Source organism: Rhodanobacter thiooxydans (assembly GCF_021545845.1).
Taxonomy (GTDB): domain Bacteria; phylum Pseudomonadota; class Gammaproteobacteria; order Xanthomonadales; family Rhodanobacteraceae; genus Rhodanobacter.
Genome location: NZ_CP088923.1, coordinates 2,322,353 through 2,348,696, shown reverse-complemented (window position 1 = coordinate 2,348,696; position 26,344 = coordinate 2,322,353). Strand labels below are relative to the sequence as shown.

The following is a 26,344-nucleotide window of genomic DNA, read 5'->3' as shown; positions in this document are numbered from 1 at the left end:
CCGAGGCGATTGCCGCGCCGTTTTCACGGCAGAGGGTGATCAGCACCTGCTTGAAGCCCTGAGGGATACCGAAGCTCTGCTTGACTCTGGGGTGAAGAACCACATCGCTTACTTCATCGACTACGTTGTCGAACGGGTGCTTCTGATCGACATCTCAGTGCCATCTGAAGCAGAGGCGCACGGGTTCTACCCCGAAGGTGCTCCGATATTCGTCGATGAAGTCCCTCAGGACTTGAGTCGGCGGTCGAGCTCCGCCTGGGCAAAAAACGCGCTCGCCAGCTTCAGAATCTCGTTGGCCCGACGCAGCTCCTTGACCTCACGCTCGAGCTCTTTCACGCGCTGCGCTTCGGCGGTGGTCACGCCGCCGCGTACACCGGTGTCGACCTCGTGCCGCTGGACCCAGCCCAGCAACGTCTGCGGAACACAGCCGATCTTCGGCGCTATCGACTCCACCGCGGCCCACAGCGATGGATACTCTCCGCGGTGCTCCTGCACCATGCGCACCGCGCGCTCGCGGACTTCAGGGGAAAACTTCCTAGACTTGTTCATGGCTCCATTCTCTCAAGAGTTGGAGCCTCCTCAAATCCCGGGGCGGTTCAACGCAACTGAGAAAAATTCCTGTGACCAATCTGAACGATGGCGGATTCAGTAGATTGGAAAGCGCTTTTCAGTGCTGCCAGGAAAGTCATGGGATAGATAGCAGCAAGCCTCCATGCACTGCGCAGTGGTTGGATAGCGCGATGTGATCAGCCGTTTTCCTCGATCCGGATCCAATCCTCGACAAGGCACTCGATGAACGCATTGCGAGCTTTGGTGTAGCTCGCACTGGCAGGGCCCTGTCGAATTGCGATCTGATGCAGGAGTCGATGGATCCGATCCAACTGAGTGCCCTTTGCAGCCGATGCATGGAGATAGGCATCGACTCGACAAGACGTGCGGACAAGTGTTGCGATCATTGCGGTATCGTCCATAAACATCCCCAGCCGATCTTCCCACAACAGGAACCCTGATAACGCGCCCAAGGCCGTACGGGGCACCATGGGATCGCACGCGAAACGTGAGCTTACACACCAGTCTGCTACGTGAGCACCAGACATCGGGCGCGCCAGCGCAAAGCCCTGCCCCAGATCAGCGCCAAGAATTGTTGCTGCTTCGATCAGACCCGCTGTCTCCAGTCCTTCGACCACCACTTTGACACCGAGGTCGTGGCCGAGCCGGGTCAGCTGGTATATGAAGTACAGCGTCCGCAGCGGCTGCCGCGCTATCTGGGCCACCAGCGTCTGATCGATCTTGATGCGATCAAAGGAGAGGTGGCGCAAGCGGCTCAGCGAGCTGTAGGCTAAGCCAAGATCGTCCTCCGCCAATTGGATCCCTAACGCCTTAAGCGCCAGCAGGCCACTCTCAGCATCGATAGTTTCGTCCATCCACTCCGATTCGAGGAGTTCGAGAACCAACGTCCCGGATGGACAGGGGTGTTGTTCAAGAACCTCGCGGGTAATGTCCACATAGCGCCGATCAAGTAGCGCGCTCGAAGGGAGATTGACAGCGATGCCCAGCGCAAGCCCATCCGTGGCCCACTGTTGGCGCGCGGCAAGTGCTTGGGTTAGCCCCTGTTGATACAGGAACAATAGGTCGTCCGAGCCGAGCGCTGGCAGGAACCATATGGGCAGTATCAGGTGGTCATCTTCGCGGATGCGTGCTAAGGCCTCGACCTCAACCACCTTGCCCATGCGAAGATCGACTACGGGCTGGTATTGCATCACCAGATCGTCGGTTGCTAGTTTGGCGCGCCAATGGTCACGTAGGAGTAACGGAGCTGCCTGGATGCCCTCAGTTTTCGGCAGCAACCGTGTCAAAGCGAGGCCCAGCAGGCTTTGCAAGTGCAACAGGAACGTATGTTGACTTGCGGTGGAAAAGCCGCCCGTGGCTGATGAGTAAAGGGTCAATACACTCTCAGTGGTGCCCTTAGGCAGACGCACGGGAATGGCCGCATTGGATCGAATGCCCAAACCCAACGCCACCCCACGCCACACGGTCATCTCCGGATCGGTAGCGTAGTTGAACGTGCGCTGGATTCCTCCGCTTTGCCAAGCACGACCCATCGCCATGCTGCCCCCGAGACGCTGAGCCTCGGCGCGAATATCTGGATGCTCGCCACGCTCAACCGCTCGCAAACAGCCGATAAAGGCTTCACTGCCGGCCACCGCTTCAAAATGAAATCGGCCATATGCGTCTGGTCGACCGATTGCGCACCCGACGATTTCGTCGAGGGTAAGCAGCGTAGCGGCCACCCGTTGGATAAAATCGGGGTAACAATCGGCTGACCAAGCAATCGCACTGATGCGCAGCAAAACATCGTTGCGGGCGAACTGACCCGCACGCGCTCCCTGCCGCACCGATCGCACGGTTGCCTTGCCATCCACTTTTTTCATGCAGGCAGGTCGGTTTCTGGTTCAGCTGCGCCAAGAATGGGGTGCCGCCATGCGCTATCGACTTCGTGTTCGCGCAGCATCTGAATTAGGCCCCTGATGGACGGACGCACGTAAGCATCTTTCCAAGCCCGCTCGGCCAGCTCTGTGAGTCGCTTGGAAGCGGCAAGCGAGGCATTGTCAAATTGCAGCAAGCTATCGCCCGCCGTATCCGGCGTGCCTTCGATCCGAAGGTAGCGATCATCGAGAATGTGTCGAAGGATATTGTCCGTCAGCTCGCGCTGGGCGGATGCCATCGTTGCATACAAGCGTCCGTTCTTGATCCAGCCCAGCGCGCCCAAACTGCGCTTTTCGCGTGCTAACCTGCGAGGGTTGGCGACATTGGTGCCCAGACTCAGCACGTAAATATCCGACGCTGGTACGTGGCAATAATGGGTGGCCTCGTGCAAGCCGAACATGCCGGGCGAGTTGGCGAAAATCCCCGCATCCACATAGAGCTGGCCGCGCAGATCGGCCAGCGGAAAGTAGGTCGGCGCGGCCGTCGCCGCCATGGCAACTTCGGACATCAGCATGTCCGCATAATACCAATTGCGCGCACTATGCGACGTCTTGATTACCTCCAATCGACCGGTAGACGCATTGATGACAGGTATGACCAGGCGCGTCCTTGCCATGCCCAAGGTGAATTTCTCGCCAATGATCGCGTTCACTGTCTCCGCTATGGTTTCTCCGCGATAGCGAGAGCGAAACATGTAGCGAATGCTGGCCACGTACGCGAGCGGGCGGATAGCGCGCCACCGAGAACCAGGAAAGATTCGTGCGCCGTGTTCGAGAAACCCCGCTTCGATATCGCGTGCCGGCGTGCCGGCAGCAACCGCCATGGCTGCCACGGCCCCGATCGATGATCCGCAGATCAGGTCGAAGGCTTCACCGATCGGCTTGTGCAGGGCACGCTCCAGTTCCCTCAGCAACACGGCCTCATGCAGGCCGAGATAGCCGCCACCCGACAAGGCAAGAATGGTAAATGGCATAGATGCATTTCTGTGTTATCGATACAGCGTTAAAGATCAAAGCCGAAACCTACCAGACCCATGGTTTCGCCGCGATTGGGCTCATGTAGGCCGCCGTTGGAGATGTGACGAATCTGCAGACTGAAATGCTTCCATTGCCATCCGAGTGTGCTTACAAACTGATAGGCACTGCTCAGGGCCTCAGTCCGTCCACGCGTACCCGCTACTTGAAAACTGAAGAACAGTGGGCGGTACCAGTCGCCCTCGCTGCCGTAGTGCAGACGGGCACCCGCGGCGCCGATCCACACATTCTTGGTGACGCCGGGGCTCATGGTGCGATAGCGCCCAATGTCGCGGCCTCTGAGGTATCCGATCGAGACATCGGGCGACAAGGTAAACCGCGTTTCACCTAACGGGAATGAAGGGAAGACCGACTCGATGAAAAATGAATTAGTTCCATGGCTGTCCATGTAGCTGCGACCACCTTGGACTTCCAGATGGGTCTGCGCGAAGACGGAGCCAGAAAGCAACAGACAAGCAAACGCAGCGGTAGCGCAAAGTGTGATACGGGGTGAGAGCATAAAGTAACTCCTTCGATCAGCTCACCATTAGTTGGATGCTTATGAAAATGCCATCGAGGCTGGGTGAGACAGTGCACGGAACAGTCTTTTCAGGTGTTGCTTGATAGAGCAGGCGGGTAGGCTTCAAGCGGTTGCCCGAGCAGGCATGAGAACTGCGATTCAGGACTGCAAATCTCTTGTTCAAAGACTGCACTGAACCGTTGGTTTCGCTGCCATGGTCTGTCCACAAACCTCATGGCACGACAGTCACTGGTATGCGCGTGTGGGCGAATACATCAGTCGACACGGAACCGAGCAGCCAACGAGCAAGGGCTCCTCTCTCGGTGTGTCCAATCACGATGTGATCAATCGCGTACTGCTTGACCTGCCTAAGCAGCACATCACCGGGATTTCCGGGGATCATTTCAAGATCGATCAGTTTGTCGGCGTCTGGCGCGAGTTGCTTCAATTCCGCCATCAGGTCGCCCAGGCGTTGCGCCCCCACATCGGCCATCATCAGCGCGGCGGTGTCCGCGCCACCGCCCGTGATCTGCAGCACCGACACCACCCTGACGTGACCGCCCGAGCAGCGGGCCAGCTCAAGCGCGAAGAGAAAAGCGCGTTGTGCCGTTAATGAGCCATCATACCCAACAAGAATGTTCTTCATGGATTTTCCTCCGTTATTGCAAGCAGTCGAGTGAGAGCATGGAAGTCTTCATACCTCGCATCAAACGTGGAACCCATCCGAGAGTTTTCTGCCTCAATGCCCGCCGGATAGCGCATTCGCTCTTGGTGAAAACGGTGGTTTTGTCAGCCAGATCACCGGCATCAGACCCAGAAAAATCCAGCCGAGGGAATAGAACAGTTCGTTGAAACCGATCTGGTAAGATTGCTGGGTAATCATGCCGTTGATGATATCGGCGCCTGCCTGCGCATTGCCATGCCCCAGTTGATGGATCGCCGACAGGGCCAATGGGTTATAGGGATTAAGGCTTTCCGCCAGCTGGGCGTGATGCAGGACGGCACGCCGATCCCATAGGAAGGTGGTGAGCGAGGCTGCGAAGCTTCCACCCAGCGTGCGCAGGAAGGTCGCCAGCCCCGAGCCTGCGGCAATCTCGTTCTGGTCAAGATCCGATAAAAGGATCACGGTGACCGGCATGAAGAACAATGCCACGCCAAACCCCATCAGGAACTGCATCATGGCGACGTGCGTGAAGTCGACCTCCAGATAGAAACGGGAGCGCAGGAAGCAGGTCGCCCCCATCACCACGAAGGCCACGGTCGCCAACAGGCGCAAATCGAAGCGCATCGCATAGCGGCCCACCAGGAACGTCAGCAGCAGCGGGGCGATACCGAGCGGCGATGCCGCCAAACCGGCCCATGTCGCGGTATAGCCCAGGTTGCGCTGTAACCACTGCGGCAGCAGCAGGTTGATGGAGAAGTAGGCCGAAAAGGAAAGCACCAACGCCAGCGTGCCGAACTTGAAGTTATGGTGACGAAACAGCCGCAAGTCGACGATGGGGTCGCCGTCGGTCAGTTCCCAGATCAAAAAGATCGCCAGACTGATCACGGCGACAATGCAGGTGACGATGACGAACGGCGAGTTGAACCAGTCCTCGTCGTTGCCCTTGTCCAGCATGATCTGCAGGGCGCCCACGCCGATGACCAGCGTGATGAGACCGACATAGTCCATCTTCGGCCGCTCGTTCGGTGCGGGGTAACCCTTCATTTGATTGGCTACCACCATGCTGGCCAGCATGCCGATCGGCACGTTGATGAAGAAGATCCAGGACCACGAATAATTCTCGGTGATCCAGCCGCCGAGGATGGGACCGGCGATCGGTGCCACCACAGCCACCATCGAAAGCAGCGCCAGCGCCATGCCGCGCTTTTGCGGTGGATAGATGCCGATCATCAGGCTCTGCGTGATGGGATACATCGGTCCGGCCACCGCGCCCTGGATGGTTCGGAAAAGGATCAGCATGCCCATGCTGCGAGAGACGCCGCACATGAAGGACGCCAATACGAACAGCAACGTGCACCAGACAAACAGCCTCACCTGACCGAAGCGACGGGTGAGGAATCCCGTCAATGGCAATGAGATCGCCAAACTGACGGCAAAGGAAGTGATCACCCATGTGCTCTGGCTCGAACTGACGCCCAGGTTGCCGGCGATGGTGGGCAACGACACGTTGGCGATGGTGGTATCCAGCACCTGCATGAAGGTGGCCAGCGAAAGCCCCAGCGTGGCGACCACCAGGCTGGTCGGGCGAAACTGGCCGTTCGTCATGGCACGTCAGAAATCCGAGGGATCAGCGAGGAGGGATGATCCCCATTGCATAGAGGACACCCTGCGCCGCTCCCGTCGAGGCCCGCGGTCACGGCGGCTCAGCCCCCAAGGCAACTAACAAAATTGCTTGAGCCAATCATTGAACGTACCCGGATTGCGGCTGGAGTCGTTCTGATTTTTACTGTCTAATACATAGTTGTCAAGGCAAACATTGATTTTGCACGGGTGATGCCCGCCGTTACCATCTGGGCGGACGAAGGCCAACCGGGATTAAGTGATCCATGCCCCTTAAGCACGATGCGTTCTACGCATTCACCGCCGCGCTCCAGCCGACCAAGAAGGCTTGGCACTCGGTAGCCGGTTCGGTGTTGACGGCGTCTGGTCTGTCGATCTCGCTGGCGACGCCCGTCTTGCTGGTCTCGCGTATGGGCGATGGGGTGCCGCAGCACGTGTTGGCAGACCGCATCGGCGTCCATCCAGCAGCGCTCCTGCGGACGCTTGATCAAGCGCAGAGAGTGAACTTGCTGGAGCGGCGTGAGGTCGTGGGAAACCGACGCATCCGAGCAGTCCACCTCCTCCCGGAAGGGTGTCGATTGGCGCAAGTGATGGAGACGGCACTCAAGGCGCTTCGTTGCACCCTGCTCGAAGACATCCCTCGGGAAGACATCGCGACGGCGACCCGAGTTCTTCAGGCCTTCGAAAACCGTGCGAACCTGTTTGCACAGCAGGAACGCACGAATTCCAAGTGATGAAGGAAGCCTTGGAATGGTCGCTTTTGCAGTAATTGGCCCTAAATGAATCAATCACTTAGGGGGTTGCATTGGTGGTGTTTGGCTGACCGTGTGCCAAATCGACTACCGAGCTTATGAGCACAGGCGCGGGTTAATGCGGACTTGACAGGCGACGCGAGGCGTTTACTCGGTTGCGGCCAAGGTCTTGCGAAACCGCGCCAGCGAAATCATGAACAAGATCGATCCGATCACCGCCAGGCTGATCAGCTGTGGCCAAACCACGTCCAAGCCGGCCCCTCGATAGAGAATGCCCTGGGACAACATCACGAAGTGGGTGTTGGGCGCTGCCAGCATCACGAATCGGACGATTTCTGGCATGCTTTCGCGCGGGGTGCTGCCACCGGAGAGCATCTGCAGGGGCAGCAGCACCATCAGCAGCAGCATGCCGAACTGCGGCATCGAACGAGCCAGCGTGGCCAGCAAAATCCCCAACGACGTGGTGGCGAACAGATGCAGGGTCGCACCCACAAAGAACAGCGGCAGCGAGCCTTCGATGGGCACGCCCATCAGGCCGCGTACGACGACATTGAGGGCAAAGGCCGACGCGACCAGCACCACGGCCGCCATCGCCAGCACCTTTGAGGCCATGATCTCGAACGGGGCGACCGGCATCACCAGCAGGTGCTCGAGGGTGCCGTGTTCGCGCTCGCGGATCAGGGCCGCGCCGGTCAGCACGATGGACAGCATGGTGATGTTGTTAATGATCTGCATCACCCCGCCGAACCAGGACTTGTTGAGTTCAGGGTTGAAGCGCGCGCGCAGGGCCAAGTCCACGGGCGGGCTGGACACGGCATGTTCGCGGCGAGCGAACTCGTTGACCTGGTCCAGGACGATTGTCTGGATGTAGCCGCTGCCGGTGAAGGCCTGGCCCATGCGCGTGGCATCCACGCTCAGCTGGATGGCAGGGGAGCGCCGGACCAGCATGTCGCGCTGAAAGTTGGCCGGGATGTACAGGGCGAACGTATCGAGCCCGGCATCCATGCGCGCATCCATCTCGGCCGGGGTGATCCGTGTGGGCGGCATGAAATAAGGCGGACGCAGGGCATCGACGATGCGCTCGGACAGAGGCGAGCGGTCCTCGTCGATGACCGCGATGGGGGCCTTGTGCAGCGTTTCCGGCATCGCCGTGGCGGCGGTGTAGATGGAGAAACTGAATGCGTAGACGATCAACACCAGCATGATGGGGTCGCGCAGCAGGCTGCGCAGCTCCTTCAGGCCCAGGTAGACGATGTTGCGCAAGCGTTGCCGTTTCATCGCTGTTGCTTCCTGAGCAGCACGGCGGCCAGGCCGATCAGGACGGGGATGCTGATCAGCAGCGGCACGAAGGAGGCCCGTAGATCGTGGAATTCCAGCGCCTTGGAGAAGGTGCCGCGAGAGATGGTCACGAAGTGGGTCGTCGGAAAGACATTGCCGATCAAGCGCCCTGCGCCTTCGAGCGAGCTGACCGGATCGATGAGGCCGGAGAACTGCACCGCCGGCAGAATGGTGAGCAGCGACGTGCCGAACAGGGCCGCCACCTGGCTGCGCACGAAGGTGGAAATGAGCAGGCCGAGGGCAGTGGCGCTGAGCACGTAGAGCAGCGCGCCCAGCGCGAGCGCCGCGAAGCTGCCGGTGACCGGCACGTGGAACAACACCACGGCCATCAGCACCAGCAGGAGAAAACTCACCATGGCCAGCACGACGTAGGGAATCTGCTTGCCCAGCAGGAATTCGAGCCGTGTGCTCGGTGTCACGTAGAAGTTGATGATCGAGCCCATCTCCTTCTCGCGCACCACCGAGAGCGCGGCGAGAATGGCCGGGATGAGCATCAGCAGCAGCGGAATCACCGCCGGCACCATCGCCGGCAGGCTGCGCACGTCGGGGTTGTAGCGAAAGCGCGTCTCCACGGTCGCGAGCGGCGCCACGGCGGCCTCGCCGAGCGCCTCGCGCATGCGCTGGCTCACCCAGTACTGGTGGATGCCCTGCACATAGCCGCGCACCGTCTCGGCACGGGTGGGCATGGCCCCGTCGATCCAGGCGCCGACCTGCACCGGCCGGCCGCGCAGCAGATCGCGCCCGAAGCCCGGCGGAATCTCGATGGCCAGGCTGATCTCGCCGGCGCGCATGCGCCGGTCCAGATCGGCGTAGCTGGAGAGCGGCGCATGCTCCTTGAAATACCGGGAACCGGACAGGTTCAGGCTGTAATCGCGGCTGATGCTGGTCTGGTCGTGGTCGAGCACCGCATAGGAAAGGTTCTCCACATCCAGCGTGATGCCGTAACCGAGTACGAGCATCAACAGCAGGCTGCCCAGCACGGCCAGTGTCAGGCGGATCGGGTCGCGCCTGAGCTCCAGCGACTCGCGTAGCGTGAAGCTGAACAGCCGCCGCAGGCTGAAGGCTCGGCGGCTACCGCGCGCCAACCCTGCCGGCACGACGGGCGAGCTCGTCGGGGTGGTTTGCGGGGGCGGCTCCTGCAGGTAGGCAATGAAGGCATCCTCGAGCGTCGGCACGCCACGCGCCGCCACGATGGCCTGAGGCGTGTCGGTGACCAGCACGCGTCCGGCGTGCATGAGGGCGATGCGGTCGCAACGCTCGGCCTCGTTCATGAAGTGGGTGGAGATGAAGATGGTGACGCCATCGCGGCGTGAGAGCTCAATCAGCGCGCGCCAGAAGGCGTCGCGCGCTACCGGGTCTACCCCCGAGGTGGGCTCGTCGAGGATGAGTATCTCCGGGCCATGGATCATCGCCACCGCCAGCGACAGGCGCTGACGGTCCCCCAGCGGCAGCGCGTCGGGCAGCGCATCGAGGATGTCGACCAGGTCGAAACGGTTGGCCATGGCCTGCACGCGGGGTTCGAGGTCCGCCTCCGGCAGGCCGAACAGGCGCGCGTGCAGCACCAGGTTCTGGCGCAGCGTCAGCTCGCTGTAGAGCGAAAAGCTCTGGGTCATGAAGCCGACGCGACGGCGGGTGGCCAGGTCGTGGGGGGCGAGCGGCTTTCCGAACAGCAGCGCCTCGCCCTCGCTCGCGGGGAGCAGCCCGGTGAGCATCTTCATGGTGGTGGTCTTGCCGCAGCCGTTGGAACCCAGGAAGCCGAAAATCTCGCCGCGCCGGATGCGGAAATTCACCCCATCCACCGCGGTGAAGTCGCCGAAGCGCATGGTGAGCCCGCGTGCCTCGATGGCAAGCTCCGTCTCGGCGCCGGCCACCAGCGGCACGATCTCTACCGGCCGGTAGCCGGCGCGTTGCGCTTCTGGAAGCAGCGCGATGAAGGCCTGCTCCAGCGTGGAGCAGCCAGTATGCGTCAGCAGCTCGGCGGGCGTGCCGGTGGCGAGCACGCGCCCCGCGTCCATGGCCGCCAGCCAGTCGAAGCGACCGGCCTCCTCCATGTAGCCGGTAGCCACCAGGACGCTCATGCCCGGTCGCTCGGCGCAAATGCCGTCGATCAACGCCCAGAACTGGCGGCGCGACAGCGGGTCGACGCCGGTGGTGGGCTCGTCGAGGACCAGCAGCTCGGGGTCGTGGATCAGTGCACAGCACAATCCGAGCTTTTGCTTCATGCCGCCCGAGAGCTTGCCGGCCGGGCGGTCTGCAAACGGCGCGAGCCCGGTGGCGGCCAGCAGCGTGCCAATGCGCCGCGCGCGCTCGGCACGGTCATGACCGAACAGGCGGCCAAAGAAGTCCACGTTCTCCATCACGGACAGGGTCGGGTAGAGATTCTTGCCCAGTACTTGCGGCATGTAGGCAATGCGCGGGGACACACGAGCGCGAAAGCGGGCGCTGGCCATGTCGCCGCTGAGCACCTCGATGCGTCCGTCCTGAAGGGCACGCACGCCCGAAACCAGCGCGAGCAGGCTGGACTTGCCGACCCCGTCCGGGCCGATCAGGCCGGCCATCACCCCGGCGGGGATGTCGAGGTCGATGTCCCGAAGCGCCTGCGTCTTGCCGTAGCGCAGCCCGACGCCATGCAGGCGCACCACCGGTGCGGCTGGGGTTGCACCGGTGTTCATTCCGGCAGCTTCACTTGCAATTGCGGCGGCCAAGGCGCTGCGGGGTCGAGCGTGACATAGGCCATCCCAGGCAGACCGGTCTTGACCTGGGACAGGTGCTTCTCCAGCAGTTCCTGGGGAATCTGCGCCCGCACCCGGAACATCAGCTTCTCGCGCTCGACCTGGGTTTCCACCGTCTTCGGTGTGAACTGGGCCACGTCGGCGATGAAGGAGATGCGCGCCGGAATCACATACTGCGGCACCGCATCGAGCACCAATCGCGCCTCGCTGCCCAGGGCGACGCGGCCAACGGCGCGGGTGGGAAGAAAGAAGGTCATGTAGACATCATTCAGGTCCACCAGGTTGAGTACCGGCGCACCCGCGCCCACCACCTCGCCGGGACGGGCCACGATCAACTGCACGCGACCATCGCGCGGGGACTTCAGCAGGCTGTCCTCGATGTCAGTGCGGATGCGGTCTGCCTCCGCCCGCGCCGCCTCTACCGCCGACTCGCTGCCGCGGATTTGGCTACGGGCAACGGCAATCGCGGCGTCGCTGGCCGCCACCTGCGCCCGGGCAGCGGCCAGCGCGGCCGCGGCGGTATCGACCGCTTCGGTTTGGTCGTCGAGTTGCTGCTGCGAGACGAACGCCTGTCGGCGCAGATCGGCGAAACGCTGCGTGCGCTGCTGCGCGGCCGCCAGCTCGGTCTGGCGCTGCACCACCAAAGCCTGTGCGGCGGCCTTTTCGCTGTTGCGCTGGGCGAGCTGGCTGTGTGCCGTGCCCACCGCATCTTCCGCCTGACGCATGAAGGCCTCCGCCTGTCGCAGTTGCGCCTGCAGCGATGCGGTGTCCATGTGTACCAGCACCTGGCCGCGACGGACCAGTTCGCCCTCGCGCACCTTTCGACCACGGCCTGCTGCTGTTCTCCAGCGTCTCGGCCGCAGCGGCCACCTTCTGCGCCTGCATGCTGTGGATCCAGTCGGGCTGGGAGCCGGGCGCCGGGGCGGTGATCCTGGTCGCCGTCGCCAGCTGCTTCTTCGCCGCCATCGACGACCCGCGGCCGCAGCTCAACGCCTTCCTGCAATGGGTGGTGATCGGCAGTGCCTTTGCCCTGATCTACCTGTTCGCGATCCTGCCGCAGGTCCACACGTTCCTGGGCCTTGCCGCGGTGCTCGCGCTGCCGTTGCTGTGGGCCGGCGCGTTCACTGGACGCCCGCAACACACCATGACCGTGCTGCTGTTCACCGCGCAGGCGATCACCGACCTCGGTCTGGCGGAACGCTACACGGCGCACTTCGAGAGCTTCGCCGCAGGCACGCTCAGCGCGATCCTCGGCATGGTCTTCGCCATCGTGTGGACCGCGATCACCAAACCCTTCGGCACCGAACTGATCGCCCGCAGACTGGCCCGCGCGATGTGGCGCGACCTGTCCCTGCTCGGGCACAGCGCGCGCCGCGCAGACCAGGTCGATGCCGCCTCGCGGCTGGTCGACATGACCGGCCAGCTGCTGCCGCGCATGGCGCTGATCAAGGACGAGTCGCTGGCGCGTCTGGATGTCGTTCGCGACCTGCGCATCGGCCTGCGCCTGCTCGACCTGCAGACTCACCGCGATGCCTTGCCACCCTCCATCGCCGAGACAGCGGACGCGGTCGTGCGCGAGGTCGGCAGCCACTTTGACGACTGCGTCGCCGCGGGCCACCCGCTGGAACCATCGGTCGCGTTGCGCAGCCATCTGGACGCGGTGATCCAGGCCATGACCGGCCACCCCGACGCGCCCGTCCGGCACACCACACAGGCTCTGGCCGGCCTTCGCCTGGCGCTGTTCCCGATGTCCTCGACCACGCGCACACAACCACCTGCCGACGTCTTCGCCGACGCTCCCCAACCGAACCTGAGCTGACGCCCATGCCCGGAGAATTCAGCCTGTACGGCGTGTTCGTGCCGACCCTGCTGGCCTTGATGGTGCTGGCATACGTCTTCAAGTCGATGTTGCGCCTGGGGCTCGCGCGGCTCGGCTTCTATCGCATCGTGTGGCATCCCGCCCTTTTCAACAGCGCCCTGTACGTGATCGTGCTGGGCCTGCTGTTCCTGCTCGCCCAACGGATACTGTCGTGAAAAAGATATTCAAATCCCTGGGGCCGATCATGCTGACGCTGGTCGCCGTAGTGATCGCGGCCATCGTGTTGAAGCACCTGTGGCACTACTACCACGACGAGCCATGGACACGCGACGGCCATCTGCGCGCCGATGTCGTGCAGCTGGCGCCCGATGTGTCGGGACTGGTCACCGCGGTCGAGGTCGACGACAACCAGCCGGTTCATCGCGGCCAGCCGCTTTTCGAGATCGATCGGTCCCGCTACGAGCTGGCCCTGAACCAGGCCCGGACGGCGGTGGAGAAGGCCACGGCCAGCCTGCACCAGTTCCAGCGAGAGGCGCTGCGCAATCATGCGTTGAGCGACTTGGTCTCGAAGGAAATCGTGGAAGAGGGACGCTCCAAGGTCGCGGTGGCTCAGGCTGCCCTGGACGAGGCGAAGAACGCGGTGGACCTGGCGCAACTGAACCTGCAGCGCACCACGGTCTACAGCCCGGTCGACGGCTTCGTGAACGACCGCACGGTGCGCGTCGGCGACTACGTGAATACCGGTCATCCCGTGCTGTCGGTAGTCGACAGCCGCTCGTTCCACGTGGACGGCTATTTCGAGGAAACCAAGCTGTCGCGCATCCACATCGGCCAGCCGGTGAAGATCGAGGTCATGGGCGAGTCGCAGTTGCTGCACGGCCACGTACAGAGCATCGCCGCCGGCATCGAGGATCGGGACAGGACACCCGGCTCCAACCTGCTGCCAGACATCAACCCCACCTTCAACTGGGTGCGCCTCGCGCAGCGCGTGCCGGTGCGGATCACGCTCGATGGCGATCCCGGCGACATACGGCTGATCGTCGGGCGCACCGCCACGGTCACCGTATTGCCCGACAACGACGCAACCGCCCGCCCACGGCAGCCGGCCACCCCGGCAGCGCCCGCAGCAACCTACCCGGGCGTGGCGCCGACAACGGCCCGGAGCGCGCCGTGAACACGCGCCGCCTGGGCATGCTGCTGGTCGCGCTGTGCAGCCTTGCCGCCTGCAAGACCGTCGGCCCCGACTACCATCGCCCCGACAGCGCCGTGATCAACCAGCCCGACGCGCAGAAGCCGTTTGTAGACATCGTGCTGGGCACGGCAGTGGATCCAAGCCGCAGCGGACCTGACGCCTGGTGGAAACTCTACGATGATCCACTGCTCAACCAGCTGATCCGGGATGCGTTGCGCAACAACGCCGGTCTGCGCGAAGCCACCGCCAACCTAAGCCTCGCCTCGGACATCTACGACCAGGCCATCAACGCTGGCGGCGTCACCTATGGTGCCGACGCGGAGGCCTTCCGCGGCCTGATTCCCGCCGAAAGCCTGCTCATGTCCAACCAGCTTCCCGTTTCCAACATTGCCAGCGGCAAGCTCAGCGCCAGCTACGAATTCGACCTCTTCGGCAAGCTCAAGCGTGCCAGCGAAGCGGCCAAGGCAGACAGCGAGGCGGTGCAGGACGCGCTGGACATGGCGCGCATCACCGTGGTCGCGCAGGTGGCCGGCAGCTACCTCGAAAGCTGCCACGCCAACCGCGAGATCGCCATCACGCGGCAATCGCTGGCGCTGCAGCAGCTCGGCATGGACGTTGCCCAGCGGCTGTTCGACGCCGGCCGCGGCACCCGCACCGACCTGACCCGGGCCAAGGCCCAGTTCGACCTGCTGAGTGCAAGCCTGCCGCCGCTGATCGCCCAGAAGAAGACCGCCCAGTACGCGCTCGCCGCGCTGCTGGGCCACACGCCCGGCGACCTTCCGCCCGGCGTCGATGCCTGCCAGGAAGCCCCGGCGCTCAAGCAGCCCATCCCGGTGGGCAACGGCATGGTGCTGCTGCAGCGCCGACCGGACGTGCGGGCGGCGGAGCGCCGGCTGGCAGCGGCCACTGCGCGTATCGGCGTGGCGGTGGCCGATCTCTATCCCGACGTCAAACTGGGTGGATCGGTGGGTGCCTCCGGCCTGCTCGGCGACTTCGGCGAAGCGCCGACGCGATCGTGGCAGATCGGCCCGCTGATCTCATGGACCTTCCCGTCCAAAAGAGCCCATGCGCAGGTGCGCGCAACCGAAGCCGGAGCCGATGCGCAGCTGGCTGCCTTCGACCAGACCGTGCTCAACGCCCTGCGCGACACGCAAACCGCACTCACCGGCTACGCGCAACTACTGGATCGCCAGCAGGCATTGCACGAGGCCGCTGCCGAGGCGCGCGAGGCGGCATCCCAGGATCGCCAGCTGTATCGGGGCGGCCGCGCACCTTACCTGACCAGTCTCGACGCCGAACGCACGCTGGCCAACACCGAGGCGGCCGCCGCGGCCGCCGACGCGCAGGTATCGCTGGCGCAGGTCAGGCTGTTTCTCGCCCTGGGCGGGGGCTGGCAGAGCGCGCGCCAGATACCGGTCATCCCGCACGACGCAGCGCGCGCGCGGCAGGACGGGCGGGCACGCGCGAGCCACAAGCCCACGCCATAACATGCCGATACCCCGTCGGCGCCGGCGTCAGGCAAATGAACCCGAGGTGCCTTGCGCATGCCTGCGGGGCATGGCAAGCCGCGCCACCAGCAGCGATCTAGATACCGCTTGCGAAGCGCACCACCGATCCGCGACCGCGGTCACCGGCCATGGCGTGACACCGCGCCGCCCCATCCGCCGGGCACGCAGGAGCAACCGAGGATCGGCTCGTGGCTCGCTCAAAAGTGATTGATCCTCGCCTTGCGGCATTGCTGTACCCACCTGCGCGCGCTCCGCACAGGCTCGGTCGCCAGCCTGCAAGCGCACCTCGACCATGGTCTGCCAGTTGCGGGTACACAGGGGTGCCGAGTTTCGGACCCAACGACCACGACTGACGGGCCAGCTTTTCGGCGTCGCTGAAATTCTTCAGCCGCAACGCAATCTCTGCCCGATCCTGCAGCAGGTCCGATGAGTCGGGGGCAAGCTTCAAGGCCTGGTCCAGCGTGTGCGCGGCCGCGCCGTATTGGCCGGCCAACTCATCGTGTCGCGCCGCAACCTGCATTTCGGTGAACGACGGTTCGCTCAGCGGGATGACGTCGATAACGGACTTACTACGGCGCGAATCGCCGCCACCATGTCGTAGGCGCCCAGCCGCGTCGCTCGGAAACGCCATTTCGTACTGCCGGCAGGGCCAAATTCACCTTCTGACCGGGTCAGGCGGGATAATCCAACATTATCCCGCGTTACTTTTGAAGTCATCCAAGCTGAATGTTTGCTGTTGCATATTACGTAATTACATGGTATGTAACAAGTTACGTTAAACATAGGAGAGCTGGTGATGGCGCGGGCTGGCTTGTACAAGACCGAGGTCCAGAAGGCGCGCGACAGCCTGATCGCGCAAGGCAAGCACCCATCGGTGGACGCCGTCCGCGTCGCCCTTGGCAACACCGGCTCGAAAAGCACCATCCATCGCTACCTCAAGGAATTGGAAGCGGAGTCCACAACCGCGCCAACCTCGGAGGTGGTGATCAGCGATGCGCTTCGAAACTTGGTCGCGCAGCTGTCCGCGCGGCTTGCCGAGGAGGCAGACGCCCGCATCACCGACATGGCTAATTTTGCCCAACCCCCAAAAATGTAAAGTTCGTTTTTCAATGTTCAATATTGCCGGCGTTGCTTGGAGCGCTCACTTCCACAAGCGATTGTTTTTAAAGAATTAGCTGAACCTTGCTAAAATTAGCAAGAGGAGCGAAAGCGTGCTAATTCCTGCTGGATGACCATCGGCTACCGGGATCCAGACGGATCAGGTGACTTCTTTCTAGTGCGCGACGGCTTCAACTTGAGGCTCTCCAATTTAGTGTGTAGCGCCGCTTCACGCAGGGTCGCTGCCTGCAGCGCCTGCTGAGCCGCGAGCAATGCTGCGGGGAGACCGTCCATCCGTGCCAGTTGCTGTTCTAGGGTGCTAGCGCGGGCCCCATGTTCGGTGGCCAAGTGGTCTGCGGCACGCGCCGAAGCCATGGCTGTTTCCAACCGGGAGGCGATAGCCGAGGTTTCCCGTTCCTTCTGCCGCAGCGTTGCTTGGAGCGTCTTGGTTTCTTCCCGCGCCCGATCGATTTCCGCGTGCGCCCGATCTTCGACGGCCCGCAGATGCTGCGATTGGGCTTCACGCTCAGCATTCACCGTGCTTTTGTGCGTCTCCAACGCTTCGGCGAGTTGATCGGCGCGCTGTTGCAGCCCGTCGCGTTGCCGGTTTAACTCATTTAATTGGGTGGTCTGCTGCTCGACGAGACGTTGGACGTCCGTCAGTCGCGTTTCGGCGACCTCACGGGCCTGGCCCGCGCTCTGCGCCAGTACCTGCGCTTCCGCGATCGCAATTTCCCAGATCTTGCGTTCTTGCGTGAGGGACGTTTGGGCGGCCAGGAGGGCATTCTGCTCTTGAGCAAGTGCGGCCTGAGCGCCAGCGGTAGCGTGCTCGCTGGCGCTCACCCACACCGCCCGGAACGCGGCGGCGACCTCGGGCGGTAACTCGGGTAAACGTGCTTCGCCTGCCATCCGTTGCGCCAACGCTTCCCACCAGGTTTCCAACAACTGGCCGACGCGGGCCGGACTACCGCGCCCCAATTCGGACCGCACGCGCTCGACGGTGGGGCGTTCGCCACGGGCCAAGACCCGATCGGCCGCGGCAATAACCTCAGTTTCCGGAACCCCGATCGCCATACCCTGCCCTCCATAATTAAGGTACGATAAGGGAACGGTTATCGTACCTTATCTGCCTGATAGCGCAATTTTACTACGGCCAACGTAATGAATATACTACATGAGCTGCGACCGCTCGCTAGCGTACCGGTCCTGGATCCGGCGCTGTTGGACGCCGCCGGCGCCCGCGCGGCCCAGGAATTCGTCGCTGATGGCACGCCGGCCAACACCGCGCGCAGCTACGCCAGCGCCCTGCGCTACTGGGCGGCTTGGTATGCGTTGCGTTACGGCCAGGTATTGGGCGACACGCCGGTGTCGGTCGCCGTGGCCAGCCAGTTCATCGTCGACCACCTCGAACGCAAAGCGGCCCACGGACTGCAGCACGAACTGCCGGCGGCCCTCGATGCGCGGCTCGTGGCGCTCGGGGCCAAAGCGAAGCTCGGAGCGCTGGCGTATGCCACGGTGGCGCACCGGCTCGCGGTGCTGGCCAAGTGGCATCGCCTGCACGACTGGGAACCGCCCGGCGACGATCATCGGATCAAAACCTTGATGGCCAAGGCGCGCCGCGCCCAAGCCAAGCGCGGCGTGACGGTGCGCAAGAAGACCGCGTTGGTGGCTGAACCGCTGCAAGCGATGTTGGCCACCTGTACGGATGGCGTCCGCGGCCTGCGGGATCGCGCCCTACTCCTGCTGGCCTGGAGCGGCGGTGGTCGGCGCCGCTCCGAAGTGGTGGGGATCCAGATCGATGACATTCGCCGGCTGGGTCCCACCACGTGGACCTACGCCTTGGGTCATACCAAAACCAATGCCACCGGCGGGCGTCGGGAGAAGCCCCTGCGCGGCGAGGTGGTGCTCGCCCTAGAGGCCTGGATCGAGGCCGTGCAGCTCACCGAGGGCGCTCTCTTCCGCCGGGTATACCGCAACGGTCGCGCCGGCGCCGCGCTCACGCCGGATCAGGTGGCCCGTATTGTCCAGCGGCGCGCGACGCTCGCAGAGCTGCCGGGCGATTGGGCGGCGCACAGCCTGCGCTCAGGCTTTGTGACGGAAGCCGGCCGTCAGGGCGTGCCGCTGGGTGAGGTGATGGCGATGACCGAGCACCGCAGTGTGGGCACAGTGATGGGGTATTTTCAGGCGGGGGCGCTGCTCAGCAGCCGTGCCACCGATCTGCTGGCAAAAAAATGAGGTCAATGCCGGTTCGACGACAGGTGGAGAGTCGGCAGGAATTCATCCAAAAATCGGCAATTCGGCTTCTAAGTTACCGTTTGTAGGAACATTTCAGTTGCCTAGTAGTTCATTCTCGGGCAATTGTGCAGCAGCCTGCTGCACAATTCAGGCGCCCCAGTGACGGTTCATCGGCCTACGGCACTACTTTTCTGGATCGCGGCCTTGCCTGCTCGTCACATACTGCGGTGACATGAAATGACTGCTATTACACTTAGTGTGGTAAGGTCATTGACACAAAAATGAAGGGGCGCTAGGCTCAACATCATGGATGTGGATTTCGAAGACGCCTCGCTCAAGAGGCTTGAGGCGGACCCGGGATTTACGGCCGGCTACGAGGCCGCCATCGTCAAGGCGTTCCGAAAACGGATGCAACTCATCCGTGCGTCGGTCGACGAGCGCGCCTTTTATGCCATGAAGTCCCTGCATTACGAAAAACTGAAAGGAGACCGGGACGGTCAATGTTCGATGCGATTGAACGATCAATGGCGGCTGCTCTTGCGCGTGCGGCAAGACGAGGACGGTAGAACGGTCGTGATCATTTCCATCATCGATTATCACTAACCTTTCCCGAGGATGACCCCATGAACACTGTTGCTGAAATCTTCCCGCCGGGTGAGTTTCTCCGCGAAGAACTGGAAGCTCGCGGTTGGTCGCAGACCGAGCTGGCCGAGATCATCGGCCGTCCGGTGCGGCTGATCAATGAGCTGATCGCCGGCAAGAAGGCGATTACTCCGGAAACGGCCATCCAGTTGGGCGACTCGCTGGGCACCGGCCCGGAGTTGTGGATGAATCTGGAAAGCCAGTATCAGCTGTCCAAGGTCCGCTCTACCGACGGCCTGATTGCTCGGCGCGCCAAGCTCTACGAGCGGTTTCCGGTACGCGAGATGATCAAGCGCGGCTGGATCGAGGCCACCAAGAGCATCGAGGTGCTTGAACAGCAGTTTCTCACGTTCTTCGACGTGAACAGCCTGGAGGATGAGATTCCGTTCTGCCACGCCGCCAAGAAAACCGAGGTCCACGATCTGCCCAGCATGTTGCAGCTGGCCTGGCTGTGCCGGGCTCGCCGCATTGCGTCGGAGCTCGTGATCGCCCCCTACACCGAAGCCGGCTTGCGGCAGGCCCTGCCGCGTCTGTCGGCGCTCTTGTCCGCCCCCGAAGAAACTCGGCATGTCGCTCGGGTGCTCGCCGAGTGCGGCGTACGCTTTGTGATTGTGGAGCCCATTCCGGGCTCCAAGATCGACGGCGCCTGCTTCTGGCTCACCGACGTGCAGCCCGTGGTGGCGCTGTCGTTGCGCCTGGATCGCATCGACAACTTCTGGTTCGTGCTGCGCCATGAGCTGGAGCACGTGCTGCGCCGCCATGGTCGGGAACGCGGATACATCCTGGACCAAGACATGGAAGGGACCGCGGCCGACCAGATCAATGACGAGGAAGTGGTGGCGAACACCGAAGCTGCTGAATTTTGCGTGGCGCAGGACGAGATGACCGGATTTGTGGCCCGCGTGGCGCCATTTTTCGCCGCAGAACGCGTCGTGCTATTTGCGCAGCGCCTCGACGTGCACCCCGGCCTGGTGGTCGGCCAATTGCAGCGGCGACTCGGACGCTACGACCTGTTTCGCAAGTTTCAGGTCAAGGTGCGGCAAGCGGTGACGTCGTCGGCGCTGACCGATGGCTGGGGTATGGTTCACACGGTTTAGAGGAGCGGAACATGTCTGGTTATACGAATGCCGTCAAAGAGTACGTCGAGCGCTACAAGGCCGAGGTCGGATCCGATGCGTTGCTCGATCCGCACGCGGTCGCCGAATGGGCTTTTCGCAACGGCCTTCACAAGCCCAGCGTCAAGACCGTCATCGACGCGATCGCCACTGACATCGCCCAAGTCTTTCGCGAGGAATACCGAGTCGATCGCCTCGGGCGCCGCTATCGCGCCAAACATGCCGCGACTCAGAAACGGGGCACCCAGACGCTATCGCTATGGGCGGATCTTGACGATCCAAACGCGCCCCACACCCACTTCGTCAAATCGTTCGCCCAGCGCCGCCTGCAAATCGTTGGCGACTGCGTGCAACTGGCGACGGACGTGGACGTCTACAACGACAAGCGTTGCCCCACCGTGCCGATCCAGGTCCCGCTCGACTTCACTCTGGACGTGATGGAGTTGCAGCAGGCCGTCAAGAAAGTGGCCTAGTCGAACGGATGAAGTACCCAGCACGACTGCCGGACGTACGTAGCACAGGTTGTTTTAGCGATCAGGTCCTCATTCCACCAGGAGAAGACGCATGGCAAAGAACGAAAAGACCGGCCCTACGGTGACAAAAGCCGCTTCGACGGTCTTGCGCGACCCCGGGGCCAGCAGGGTTGCCAAGTCGTTGGCGGGCAGCGCGCTGGCCCAGGCCCACACGGGCAAACAGTCCTCGCCGTCGACCGCGAAGACCGCCGCCAAAGTGCTCAACGATGGCCGCACGAGCGCGACCACGAAGTCGCTCGCCGGCAGCGTATTGACGCAGAAGACCCGGAAGTAATGGCCGGACTCGTGGACCGAGCTATCCATCGAATGCTCCACAGCGACCGGTATTCATGGGCTGCTCAAGCAAGGTATCCGCGTCCTTGCATTTTTTGGATGTGAAGTCCGGGCAGCGCCATGAGCCAACCGTTTGACGAGGCCAGCGACCATGCTCTCCTGCGACGCACGGTGCTCCTCGTGGCGTTGCTCAACCTCGGCTACTTTGGCATTGAATTTGTCGTGGCCCTTCGCATTGGGTCCGTCTCGCTGTTTGCCGACAGTGTGGATTTCCTGGAGGACGCATCGGTCAACCTGCTGATCTGGACCGCCTTTGCGTGGTCGCTCAAAGCCCGCGCACGCGTCGGCATGGGGCTGGCGGCCATCCTGCTCATCCCTGCGCTCGCCACGCTCTGGGCGGCATGGAACAAATTCCACGCGCCGCTTCCACCGGCACCGATACCGCTGTCGATCACGGCGCTGGGCGCGCTCGTTATCAACCTCTCCTGCGCGTTGATGCTTGCACGTTACCGAGCCCATCGAGGAAGCCTGACACGGGCGGCTTTTCTCTCGGCGCGCAACGACGTCTTGGCCAACATCGCCATCATCGCCGCCGGCCTCGTGACGGTTTTTTCTCCGTCGGCGTGGCCCGATCTGATCGTCGGTCTTGGCATCATGGCGATGAATGCCGACGCCGCCCGCGAGGTCTGGCGGGCAGCTCGGGACGAACATCGCAGCGCGATCGAAGCGGAGTCCTGATCCGTTTTATCGCACGACGAAGCTCCACCCTGACCGACTCATACGGACCCTGCTCCAACCTCTGCCATGGTCAACCAGCGGATGGCATCCCTTGGCAAGGGATGCAAGTTTCCATAGATGTCCGGTTCGGCGTTGCGATGAAGCGCCTCTCGCGCGGCATCGGCAAATCCGGAGTCGCGATGGGCGAGCCGTTCACGGCACAGGACCGCCAGAGCTACGCAGTCACTCAGTGCACCGCGGATCAGTTCGGCCCGACGTATGTTGTCCTGCGTGTCGTCGAAAAGTGCAGCGGCTGCACGAATCGCCGGATGGCCGTCTGCAAGCGCACGGCGTAGCACCCAAGGCGGCAAACGTGCGTGCATTCGCCGCAGAACAAGCAAGGCGCGTATGGCGGCAAGCCGACTGTGTACTCGCGACCCAGCCTCTTCGAACAGCGCCGGCAATGCCTGCAGCAAGGCGGCCCGGCCATATTCTTCAAGGGATTGAGCCGAGATACGTGTAATTTTGACAACTAGAATCGAAATTCCACCGTCAAGGCAACGAGTTAGCCGTTTTTCTTGGCCGCGCGAGCCCGTAGGTCGGCGGGTGTCGCCCGAGGTAACGCGATGAAGTCCCGTTCCGGCATGACCTCATAGTCCTCTTGGAACGGCAGGTACAGCTTGACGACCCACTCCCCCTCCTCCTGCCGCCCTGCATAGGGATGGAGGATTTCCCCGTCCGGCCGGCACCGGTCGAAGCGCAACACGCCCGCGTTTGGATAAGGCTGAGCATGCCGAGCCTCCAGCATGCGCGTCACGACCTCTGAGGGATAACCTGGGTGTGTCATCGTCTGGTGCTCTTTCGAGGCGGCTGACACTGCAGCGGCATTTGTCAGGTGGCAACGCGCGATCTCGTGCTCATCGAACACGACTTCCTTGGCGATGTACGGCGGCCCCTGGTACCAGTTGGGGTCCTTCCGATCGAGCTGGATGGCCAAGATGGTCCGGGTGCCCACATCGGTGCATCGCCACCGGAACCCGGCCCTTGCCACGAATTCCAGGCCAATATGAAAATCCGAGAGCTCCACGGTACCTCCTGCCATGCCATGCCATCGCCGCGCCGCGCCGCTCGAAGCATAGCGAGCACAGTTCGCGTGGGTTGAACGGCCACCGGCCAAGATGGGCTTGCGCAGAATCACCACCCCGCGCCCCTCGCCATGGACGCTCAAGCGGCCAGGGCCAGTTCGGCTTCGTAGGGCTCAGGGACGGCCTCGGCATCGATCAGGTAGTCCCCAAAGCGTTTGATATGGCTGGTCATGTAGGGGCTGAGTGCCGCGACGTCTTCTGCGGTGATCTTCCAGCCCTCCCGCATGAGGGAACGGATGATACGGGTTTGCTCCACGACGTTATGGAAGATCACGGCGTTGGCCACCAGGTCGTTGTACTTGACGGCCTTCTCCTGTTCCACCGGATCGTTGTCGGCGATGATGCCCTCCCCACCAAAGAAGAAGTATTTCGAGAATCCGTTATAGGCCTCGACCTTGTTGGTGGAGGCGGTGATTTGTTCGCGCAGGTCTTGGTCGGAAATGTACTGAAGCAGGAAGAGCGTGCGCACGGCCGAACCCAAGGCACGAAATGCGTGGTAAGGTGTCACCTTAATTCTGGTGCAAATAGTGACACTTCCATGGCTTCCGTATCTCTCTGATTTTGCGGTAAAAATTCGCTGGGCGCTTTGATAAAATCTTTTATTATCAAATAGTTGCTGTTGGCCTATTTTGAAGCCCTAATTCGACCCGGCTAACGACCGTCCGTCGTGATTTTGCTGCAGATAGTGACACCCCGACCCGGGTGCTCGGTCGAGCCGTCTGGCCGGACGCTCATAGTCAACGCGAGGAACGCGCGCGCTGCCGCGCCGATTTCGTGGTCTTCTTCGCCGCCCCCGTACGCTTGCCCTTTGCCGCATGTCCTTGGGCTCGAAGGATGGCCGGCAATTCCTCCAACGCGGCCCACTGGCGCTCCAGTGTCTCGACCCGGGCCCGGTACGCCGCCACGTCTTGCTGTGCAGTGGCCAAGCTGACCCGGAGGTCATCGAGTTCGTGCCGATGCCGCTCACGTTCCACGGTGCGCTCCTTCTCCGCGGCGCTCAGCCGGGTGCGCAGTCCCTTGCTCTCCTGCCGGGCGCGATCCACTTCGGCATGGCTGTGATCTTCGGCGGCACGTAACTGCTGGGCCAGCAGCTCACGTTCGGCCGTCGCCGCCGTTTCCTGCGCCTGCAGGCGCTCCATGACGCTGCGGCATTCGGCTTCCCCTCGCTCATTCCGCGTTTGCAGCGCATCCCGCTGCTGCGTCAGATCCGCCAGTTGGTTGGCTTGCTGCTCGACCAACCGCTGGACGTCGGCCAGTCGTGCCGCCATGGCCGTTTCAGCCTGCTGAGCCTGCGTAAGGGCGTGTTCGAGACCCGTTTGCGTCTGCTGAAACAGCTCCCGATCGCGATCAAGATCCACGCGATCATTGGCCAACTGCATACGCACGCCAGTGACATCAGCCTCTACTACCTCGCGGGCCTGCTGGCAGGCCCGCGCCCACCATTGTCCCGCCAAGGCGGCGATCTCCGAAGGTGCATCGGGGATCGAGGCTACGGCGTGCTGGGCGGTCAAGCGCGCTCCCAGCGCCTGCCACCACGAATCCAGCAGTCGGGTGACGGTGTTCGGGGATCCGGTGCCCAGGTGGGCACGGATCCGCTCCACGGTGGGGCGTTCGCCGGCAGCCACCAGGGCGTCGGCGGCCGTGTGGACCTGCATTTCGGTGATGCCCTTGGCCATGACAGGCTTTCCCATGTGCGAGGTGGTCGGGTTTGATGCTATACAAGCGATAATGGATGCTTATCGCGAGTAGGCATTTTAAATCGTTATATATAGTACATACTACATATGAAAAAGAATGCAAATTTGCTCCTTCCCACTCGGCCACCTCGATGTTCGCCGGAGCAGTTGGCCGCGGAAGCCGCCGCCGCAGTGCGCGAGATCCTCGCCGAAGCGGCCTCGGCGAACACGGCGCGGAGCTATGCCAGCGCGCTGCGGTATTGGGTAGCTTGGTATCAGGGGCGCTACGGCCAGCCCTTCGCCCTGCCGCTGCCGGAGACCGTGGTGATCCAGTTCCTCGTCGACCACTTGGCCCGACGCAGCGAGGCCGCGCTGGCGTGGGAGCTACCGGCGGCCTTGGATGCCGCCTTGGTCGAAGCTGGGCTCAAGCAGCGTCCCGGCCCCTTGAAACTGAGCACGGTCAGCCATCGCCTCGCCGTGCTGTCCAAGGCGCATCAATGGCGGCGCGTGGCGAACCCGTGCGAGCAGCCTGCGGTCCGGCACCTGCTGGCGCGTGCCCGGCGCGCCGCCGTCAAGCGCGGCGAGCGCCCCGCCAAGAAGACCGCGATCACGCAGGCCGAGTTGGCGGCCCTGCTGGCCACCTGCGACGACTCCTTGATGGGCCTGCGCGATCGGGCACTGCTACTGTTCGCGTTCGCCAGCGGCGGGCGCCGCCGCAGCGAGGTCGCGGCGGCCGACCTGAGCGACTTGCACCGGGTCGGTGAGCGCGCTTTCGTGTATCACCTCGAGCACAGCAAGACGCAGCAGGCCGGGCCAAGCGCCACGTCCACGCCGGACAAACCCATCCTAGGGCCCGCAGCCGATGCGCTCGGCGCCTGGCTCGCCGCGGCCCAGCTTAGCGAAGGCGCGATCTTCCGGCGGCTGTGGCGACACCGGGTCGGCGAAGGCTTGTCGCCGGCGTCGGTCGCCGCCATCGTGCAACGCCGCGCTCGCTTGGCCGGATTGGAAGGTGACTTTGGTGGGCACAGCCTACGCTCGGGCTTCGTCACCGAAGGCGGTCGCCAAGGTGTCGCGTTGCCGGCGCTAATGGCCATGACCGAGCACCGCGCGGTGGGCAGCGTGATCGGGTATTTCCAAGCTGGCGGCGTGACCGACAATCCTGCCGCTCGCTTATTGGACGACGCGATTCTGCCGTCTTCAGTTCCACAATCTGGAAGCTGCAGAAACGCCACCGGCGCGTAAGTGGTGAATATATCGTCCGCCCC

Annotated in this window: 25 protein-coding genes, 3 pseudogenes and 1 other annotated feature; of the genes and pseudogenes, 13 read left to right on the top strand and 15 right to left on the bottom strand. The window is 62.9% G+C overall.

All coding sequences use genetic code 11. The features are described from left to right. Nucleotides 1–155 precede the first annotated feature (155 nt). Nucleotides 156–271, bottom strand: a sequence feature (AL1L pseudoknot). The 6 genes and pseudogenes from LRK53_RS10500 to LRK53_RS10475 all read right to left on the bottom strand — a co-directional run. Then, nucleotides 179–549, bottom strand: a pseudogene (locus tag LRK53_RS10500) (transposase); the annotation flags it as partial. It overlaps the preceding feature by 93 nt. A gap of 197 nt (nucleotides 550–746) precedes the next feature. Further along, on the bottom strand, nucleotides 747–2,432 hold the full coding sequence (locus LRK53_RS10495; protein ID WP_027493709.1) for an EAL domain-containing protein: 1,686 nt from the start codon (nucleotides 2,430–2,432) through the stop codon (nucleotides 747–749). Then, nucleotides 2,429–3,460 (bottom strand): CBASS cGAMP-activated phospholipase, encoded by a 1,032-nt coding sequence (locus LRK53_RS10490; RefSeq protein WP_015447899.1) that lies wholly within the window; start codon nucleotides 3,458–3,460, stop codon nucleotides 2,429–2,431. The genes LRK53_RS10495 and LRK53_RS10490 overlap by 4 nt, the downstream gene beginning before the upstream one ends. Before the next feature lie 29 nt (nucleotides 3,461–3,489). Further along, a complete protein-coding gene (locus tag LRK53_RS10485) occupies nucleotides 3,490–4,020 on the bottom strand; it encodes an acyloxyacyl hydrolase (RefSeq protein ID WP_015447900.1) in 531 nt (176 codons plus the stop codon). A gap of 232 nt (nucleotides 4,021–4,252) precedes the next feature. After that, nucleotides 4,253–4,666: a universal stress protein gene (locus tag LRK53_RS10480; protein ID WP_015447901.1), complete on the bottom strand. Its 414-nt coding sequence runs from the start codon at nucleotides 4,664–4,666 to the stop codon at nucleotides 4,253–4,255. A gap of 93 nt (nucleotides 4,667–4,759) precedes the next feature. Beyond that, entirely contained in the window at nucleotides 4,760–6,289 is a 1,530-nt protein-coding gene (locus LRK53_RS10475; RefSeq protein WP_015447902.1) for a DHA2 family efflux MFS transporter permease subunit, read from the bottom strand. A gap of 281 nt (nucleotides 6,290–6,570) precedes the next feature. On the opposite strand from LRK53_RS10475, the gene LRK53_RS10470 reads away from it, so the two are divergent. Next, on the top strand, nucleotides 6,571–7,038 hold the full coding sequence (locus tag LRK53_RS10470; RefSeq protein ID WP_015447903.1) for a MarR family winged helix-turn-helix transcriptional regulator: 468 nt from the start codon (nucleotides 6,571–6,573) through the stop codon (nucleotides 7,036–7,038). Nucleotides 7,039–7,203: 165 nt separating this feature from the next. Here LRK53_RS10470 and LRK53_RS10465 read toward each other — a convergent pair whose 3' ends face one another. Genes LRK53_RS10465 through LRK53_RS10455 form a run of 3 tightly spaced genes read right to left on the bottom strand, consistent with a single transcriptional unit; the run spans nucleotide 7,204 to nucleotide 11,899 of the window. Next, nucleotides 7,204–8,334, bottom strand: coding sequence for an ABC transporter permease (locus LRK53_RS10465; protein ID WP_015447904.1), 1,131 nt, complete (start codon nucleotides 8,332–8,334; stop codon nucleotides 7,204–7,206). Next, nucleotides 8,331–11,066 carry a ribosome-associated ATPase/putative transporter RbbA gene (gene rbbA / locus LRK53_RS10460; RefSeq protein WP_015447905.1) on the bottom strand — a complete coding sequence of 912 codons (2,736 nt, stop codon included), beginning with the start codon at nucleotides 11,064–11,066 and terminating at the stop codon, nucleotides 8,331–8,333. Before rbbA ends, LRK53_RS10465 begins: the two co-directional genes overlap by 4 nt. Further along, nucleotides 11,063–11,899 (bottom strand): HlyD family secretion protein, encoded by an 837-nt coding sequence (locus LRK53_RS10455; RefSeq protein WP_081602816.1) that lies wholly within the window; start codon nucleotides 11,897–11,899, stop codon nucleotides 11,063–11,065. The genes rbbA and LRK53_RS10455 overlap by 4 nt, the downstream gene beginning before the upstream one ends. Here LRK53_RS10455 and LRK53_RS10450 point away from each other — a divergent pair. Genes LRK53_RS10450 through LRK53_RS10435 form a run of 4 tightly spaced genes read left to right on the top strand, consistent with a single transcriptional unit; the run spans nucleotide 11,887 to nucleotide 15,624 of the window. Further along, a complete protein-coding gene (locus LRK53_RS10450) occupies nucleotides 11,887–12,945 on the top strand; it encodes an FUSC family protein (RefSeq protein WP_081602817.1) in 1,059 nt (352 codons plus the stop codon). The two genes, LRK53_RS10455 and LRK53_RS10450, sit on opposite strands and share 13 nt — an antisense overlap. A 5-nt stretch (nucleotides 12,946–12,950) precedes the next feature. Beyond that, a complete protein-coding gene (locus tag LRK53_RS10445; protein ID WP_015447907.1) occupies nucleotides 12,951–13,160 on the top strand; it encodes a DUF1656 domain-containing protein in 210 nt (69 codons plus the stop codon). Further along, nucleotides 13,157–14,119, top strand: a complete 963-nt coding sequence (locus tag LRK53_RS10440; protein WP_015447908.1) for an efflux RND transporter periplasmic adaptor subunit — start codon at nucleotides 13,157–13,159, stop codon at nucleotides 14,117–14,119. Before LRK53_RS10445 ends, LRK53_RS10440 begins: the two co-directional genes overlap by 4 nt. Beyond that, the gene (locus tag LRK53_RS10435) at nucleotides 14,116–15,624 is read left to right on the top strand and encodes an efflux transporter outer membrane subunit (protein WP_425504500.1); all 1,509 of its coding nucleotides are present in this window, start codon (nucleotides 14,116–14,118) and stop codon (nucleotides 15,622–15,624) included. Before LRK53_RS10440 ends, LRK53_RS10435 begins: the two co-directional genes overlap by 4 nt. Nucleotides 15,625–15,721: 97 nt before the next feature. Here the strand turns inward: LRK53_RS10435 and LRK53_RS10430 are convergent, their stop codons facing one another. After that, the gene (locus tag LRK53_RS10430; protein ID WP_235642054.1) at nucleotides 15,722–16,276 is read right to left on the bottom strand and encodes a tetratricopeptide repeat protein; all 555 of its coding nucleotides are present in this window, start codon (nucleotides 16,274–16,276) and stop codon (nucleotides 15,722–15,724) included. 165 nt (nucleotides 16,277–16,441) lie between these two features. Between LRK53_RS10430 and LRK53_RS10425 the strand changes: the two are divergent. Continuing rightward, nucleotides 16,442–16,702: pseudogene (locus LRK53_RS10425) on the top strand (DNA-binding protein); the annotation flags it as partial. Nucleotides 16,703–16,884: 182 nt separating this feature from the next. On the opposite strand, the gene LRK53_RS10420 reads toward LRK53_RS10425, so the two are convergent. Then, complete coding sequence (locus LRK53_RS10420; protein WP_027491689.1) at nucleotides 16,885–17,817, bottom strand: DNA-binding protein; 933 nt, start codon at nucleotides 17,815–17,817, stop codon at nucleotides 16,885–16,887. Nucleotides 17,818–17,964: 147 nt separating this feature from the next. Between LRK53_RS10420 and LRK53_RS10415 the strand changes: the two genes are divergently transcribed. The 4 genes from LRK53_RS10415 (at nucleotide 17,965) to LRK53_RS10400 (ending at nucleotide 21,208) form a co-directional block, all read left to right on the top strand. Continuing rightward, on the top strand, nucleotides 17,965–18,978 hold the full coding sequence (locus tag LRK53_RS10415) for a tyrosine-type recombinase/integrase (protein ID WP_231378296.1): 1,014 nt from the start codon (nucleotides 17,965–17,967) through the stop codon (nucleotides 18,976–18,978). Between the two features lie 306 nt (nucleotides 18,979–19,284). Next, on the top strand, nucleotides 19,285–19,581 hold the full coding sequence (locus LRK53_RS10410) for a type II toxin-antitoxin system RelE/ParE family toxin (protein WP_027489496.1): 297 nt from the start codon (nucleotides 19,285–19,287) through the stop codon (nucleotides 19,579–19,581). A gap of 20 nt (nucleotides 19,582–19,601) precedes the next feature. Then, a complete protein-coding gene (locus LRK53_RS10405; protein WP_027489495.1) occupies nucleotides 19,602–20,717 on the top strand; it encodes a HigA family addiction module antitoxin in 1,116 nt (371 codons plus the stop codon). Nucleotides 20,718–20,728: 11 nt separating this feature from the next. After that, on the top strand, nucleotides 20,729–21,208 hold the full coding sequence (locus tag LRK53_RS10400) for a hypothetical protein (protein WP_027489494.1): 480 nt from the start codon (nucleotides 20,729–20,731) through the stop codon (nucleotides 21,206–21,208). A gap of 69 nt (nucleotides 21,209–21,277) precedes the next feature. Here LRK53_RS10400 and LRK53_RS10395 read toward each other — a convergent pair whose 3' ends face one another. Continuing rightward, the gene (locus LRK53_RS10395; RefSeq protein WP_027489493.1) at nucleotides 21,278–21,571 is read right to left on the bottom strand and encodes a hypothetical protein; all 294 of its coding nucleotides are present in this window, start codon (nucleotides 21,569–21,571) and stop codon (nucleotides 21,278–21,280) included. Between the two features lie 90 nt (nucleotides 21,572–21,661). On the opposite strand from LRK53_RS10395, the gene LRK53_RS10390 reads away from it, so the two are divergent. Further along, nucleotides 21,662–22,279: a cation efflux transmembrane domain-containing protein gene (locus LRK53_RS10390; protein WP_051257489.1), complete on the top strand. Its 618-nt coding sequence runs from the start codon at nucleotides 21,662–21,664 to the stop codon at nucleotides 22,277–22,279. A gap of 137 nt (nucleotides 22,280–22,416) precedes the next feature. Further along, on the top strand, nucleotides 22,417–22,614 hold the full coding sequence (locus LRK53_RS10385; RefSeq protein WP_235642053.1) for a hypothetical protein: 198 nt from the start codon (nucleotides 22,417–22,419) through the stop codon (nucleotides 22,612–22,614). A 209-nt stretch (nucleotides 22,615–22,823) separates the two neighbouring features. Here LRK53_RS10385 and LRK53_RS10380 read toward each other — a convergent pair whose 3' ends face one another. From LRK53_RS10380 to LRK53_RS10370, 3 genes and pseudogenes are all read right to left on the bottom strand, one after another. Continuing rightward, nucleotides 22,824–23,345 carry a hypothetical protein gene (locus LRK53_RS10380; RefSeq protein WP_235642052.1) on the bottom strand — a complete coding sequence of 174 codons (522 nt, stop codon included), beginning with the start codon at nucleotides 23,343–23,345 and terminating at the stop codon, nucleotides 22,824–22,826. Between the two features lie 137 nt (nucleotides 23,346–23,482). Continuing rightward, nucleotides 23,483–23,902 (bottom strand): annotated as a pseudogene (locus LRK53_RS10375) (Tn3 family transposase); the annotation flags it as partial. Between the two features lie 238 nt (nucleotides 23,903–24,140). Further along, nucleotides 24,141–25,079 carry a DNA-binding protein gene (locus LRK53_RS10370; protein WP_235642051.1) on the bottom strand — a complete coding sequence of 313 codons (939 nt, stop codon included), beginning with the start codon at nucleotides 25,077–25,079 and terminating at the stop codon, nucleotides 24,141–24,143. 108 nt (nucleotides 25,080–25,187) lie between these two features. Between LRK53_RS10370 and LRK53_RS10365 the strand changes: the two genes are divergently transcribed. Then, nucleotides 25,188–26,321 carry a site-specific integrase gene (locus LRK53_RS10365; protein ID WP_027492012.1) on the top strand — a complete coding sequence of 378 codons (1,134 nt, stop codon included), beginning with the start codon at nucleotides 25,188–25,190 and terminating at the stop codon, nucleotides 26,319–26,321. Nucleotides 26,322–26,344 lie beyond the last annotated feature (23 nt).

What these genes read in the sequence shown, in the direction of transcription:
- LRK53_RS10495 (WP_027493709.1), bottom strand. Translation starts at nt 2,432, where the DNA reads ATGAAAAAAGTGGATGGCAAGGCAACCGTGCGATCGGTGCGGCAGGGA.
- LRK53_RS10490 (WP_015447899.1), bottom strand. Translation starts at nt 3,460, where the DNA reads ATGCCATTTACCATTCTTGCCTTGTCGGGTGGCGGCTATCTCGGCCTG.
- LRK53_RS10485 (WP_015447900.1), bottom strand. Translation starts at nt 4,020, where the DNA reads ATGCTCTCACCCCGTATCACACTTTGCGCTACCGCTGCGTTTGCTTGT.
- LRK53_RS10480 (WP_015447901.1), bottom strand. Translation starts at nt 4,666, where the DNA reads ATGAAGAACATTCTTGTTGGGTATGATGGCTCATTAACGGCACAACGC.
- LRK53_RS10475 (WP_015447902.1), bottom strand. Translation starts at nt 6,289, where the DNA reads ATGACGAACGGCCAGTTTCGCCCGACCAGCCTGGTGGTCGCCACGCTG.
- LRK53_RS10470 (WP_015447903.1), top strand. Translation starts at nt 6,571, where the DNA reads ATGCCCCTTAAGCACGATGCGTTCTACGCATTCACCGCCGCGCTCCAG.
- LRK53_RS10465 (WP_015447904.1), bottom strand. Translation starts at nt 8,334, where the DNA reads ATGAAACGGCAACGCTTGCGCAACATCGTCTACCTGGGCCTGAAGGAG.
- rbbA (WP_015447905.1), bottom strand. Translation starts at nt 11,066, where the DNA reads ATGAACACCGGTGCAACCCCAGCCGCACCGGTGGTGCGCCTGCATGGC.
- LRK53_RS10450 (WP_081602817.1), top strand. Translation starts at nt 11,887, where the DNA reads ATGCGGTGTCCATGTGTACCAGCACCTGGCCGCGACGGACCAGTTCGC.
- LRK53_RS10455 (WP_081602816.1), bottom strand. Translation starts at nt 11,899, where the DNA reads ATGGACACCGCATCGCTGCAGGCGCAACTGCGACAGGCGGAGGCCTTC.
- LRK53_RS10445 (WP_015447907.1), top strand. Translation starts at nt 12,951, where the DNA reads ATGCCCGGAGAATTCAGCCTGTACGGCGTGTTCGTGCCGACCCTGCTG.
- LRK53_RS10430 (WP_235642054.1), bottom strand. Translation starts at nt 16,276, where the DNA reads ATGGCGTTTCCGAGCGACGCGGCTGGGCGCCTACGACATGGTGGCGGC.
- LRK53_RS10420 (WP_027491689.1), bottom strand. Translation starts at nt 17,817, where the DNA reads ATGGCGATCGGGGTTCCGGAAACTGAGGTTATTGCCGCGGCCGATCGG.
- LRK53_RS10410 (WP_027489496.1), top strand. Translation starts at nt 19,285, where the DNA reads ATGGATGTGGATTTCGAAGACGCCTCGCTCAAGAGGCTTGAGGCGGAC.
- LRK53_RS10405 (WP_027489495.1), top strand. Translation starts at nt 19,602, where the DNA reads ATGAACACTGTTGCTGAAATCTTCCCGCCGGGTGAGTTTCTCCGCGAA.
- LRK53_RS10400 (WP_027489494.1), top strand. Translation starts at nt 20,729, where the DNA reads ATGTCTGGTTATACGAATGCCGTCAAAGAGTACGTCGAGCGCTACAAG.
- LRK53_RS10395 (WP_027489493.1), bottom strand. Translation starts at nt 21,571, where the DNA reads ATGGATAGCTCGGTCCACGAGTCCGGCCATTACTTCCGGGTCTTCTGC.
- LRK53_RS10390 (WP_051257489.1), top strand. Translation starts at nt 21,662, where the DNA reads ATGAGCCAACCGTTTGACGAGGCCAGCGACCATGCTCTCCTGCGACGC.
- LRK53_RS10385 (WP_235642053.1), top strand. Translation starts at nt 22,417, where the DNA reads ATGAAGCGCCTCTCGCGCGGCATCGGCAAATCCGGAGTCGCGATGGGC.
- LRK53_RS10370 (WP_235642051.1), bottom strand. Translation starts at nt 25,079, where the DNA reads ATGGCCAAGGGCATCACCGAAATGCAGGTCCACACGGCCGCCGACGCC.
- LRK53_RS10365 (WP_027492012.1), top strand. Translation starts at nt 25,188, where the DNA reads ATGAAAAAGAATGCAAATTTGCTCCTTCCCACTCGGCCACCTCGATGT.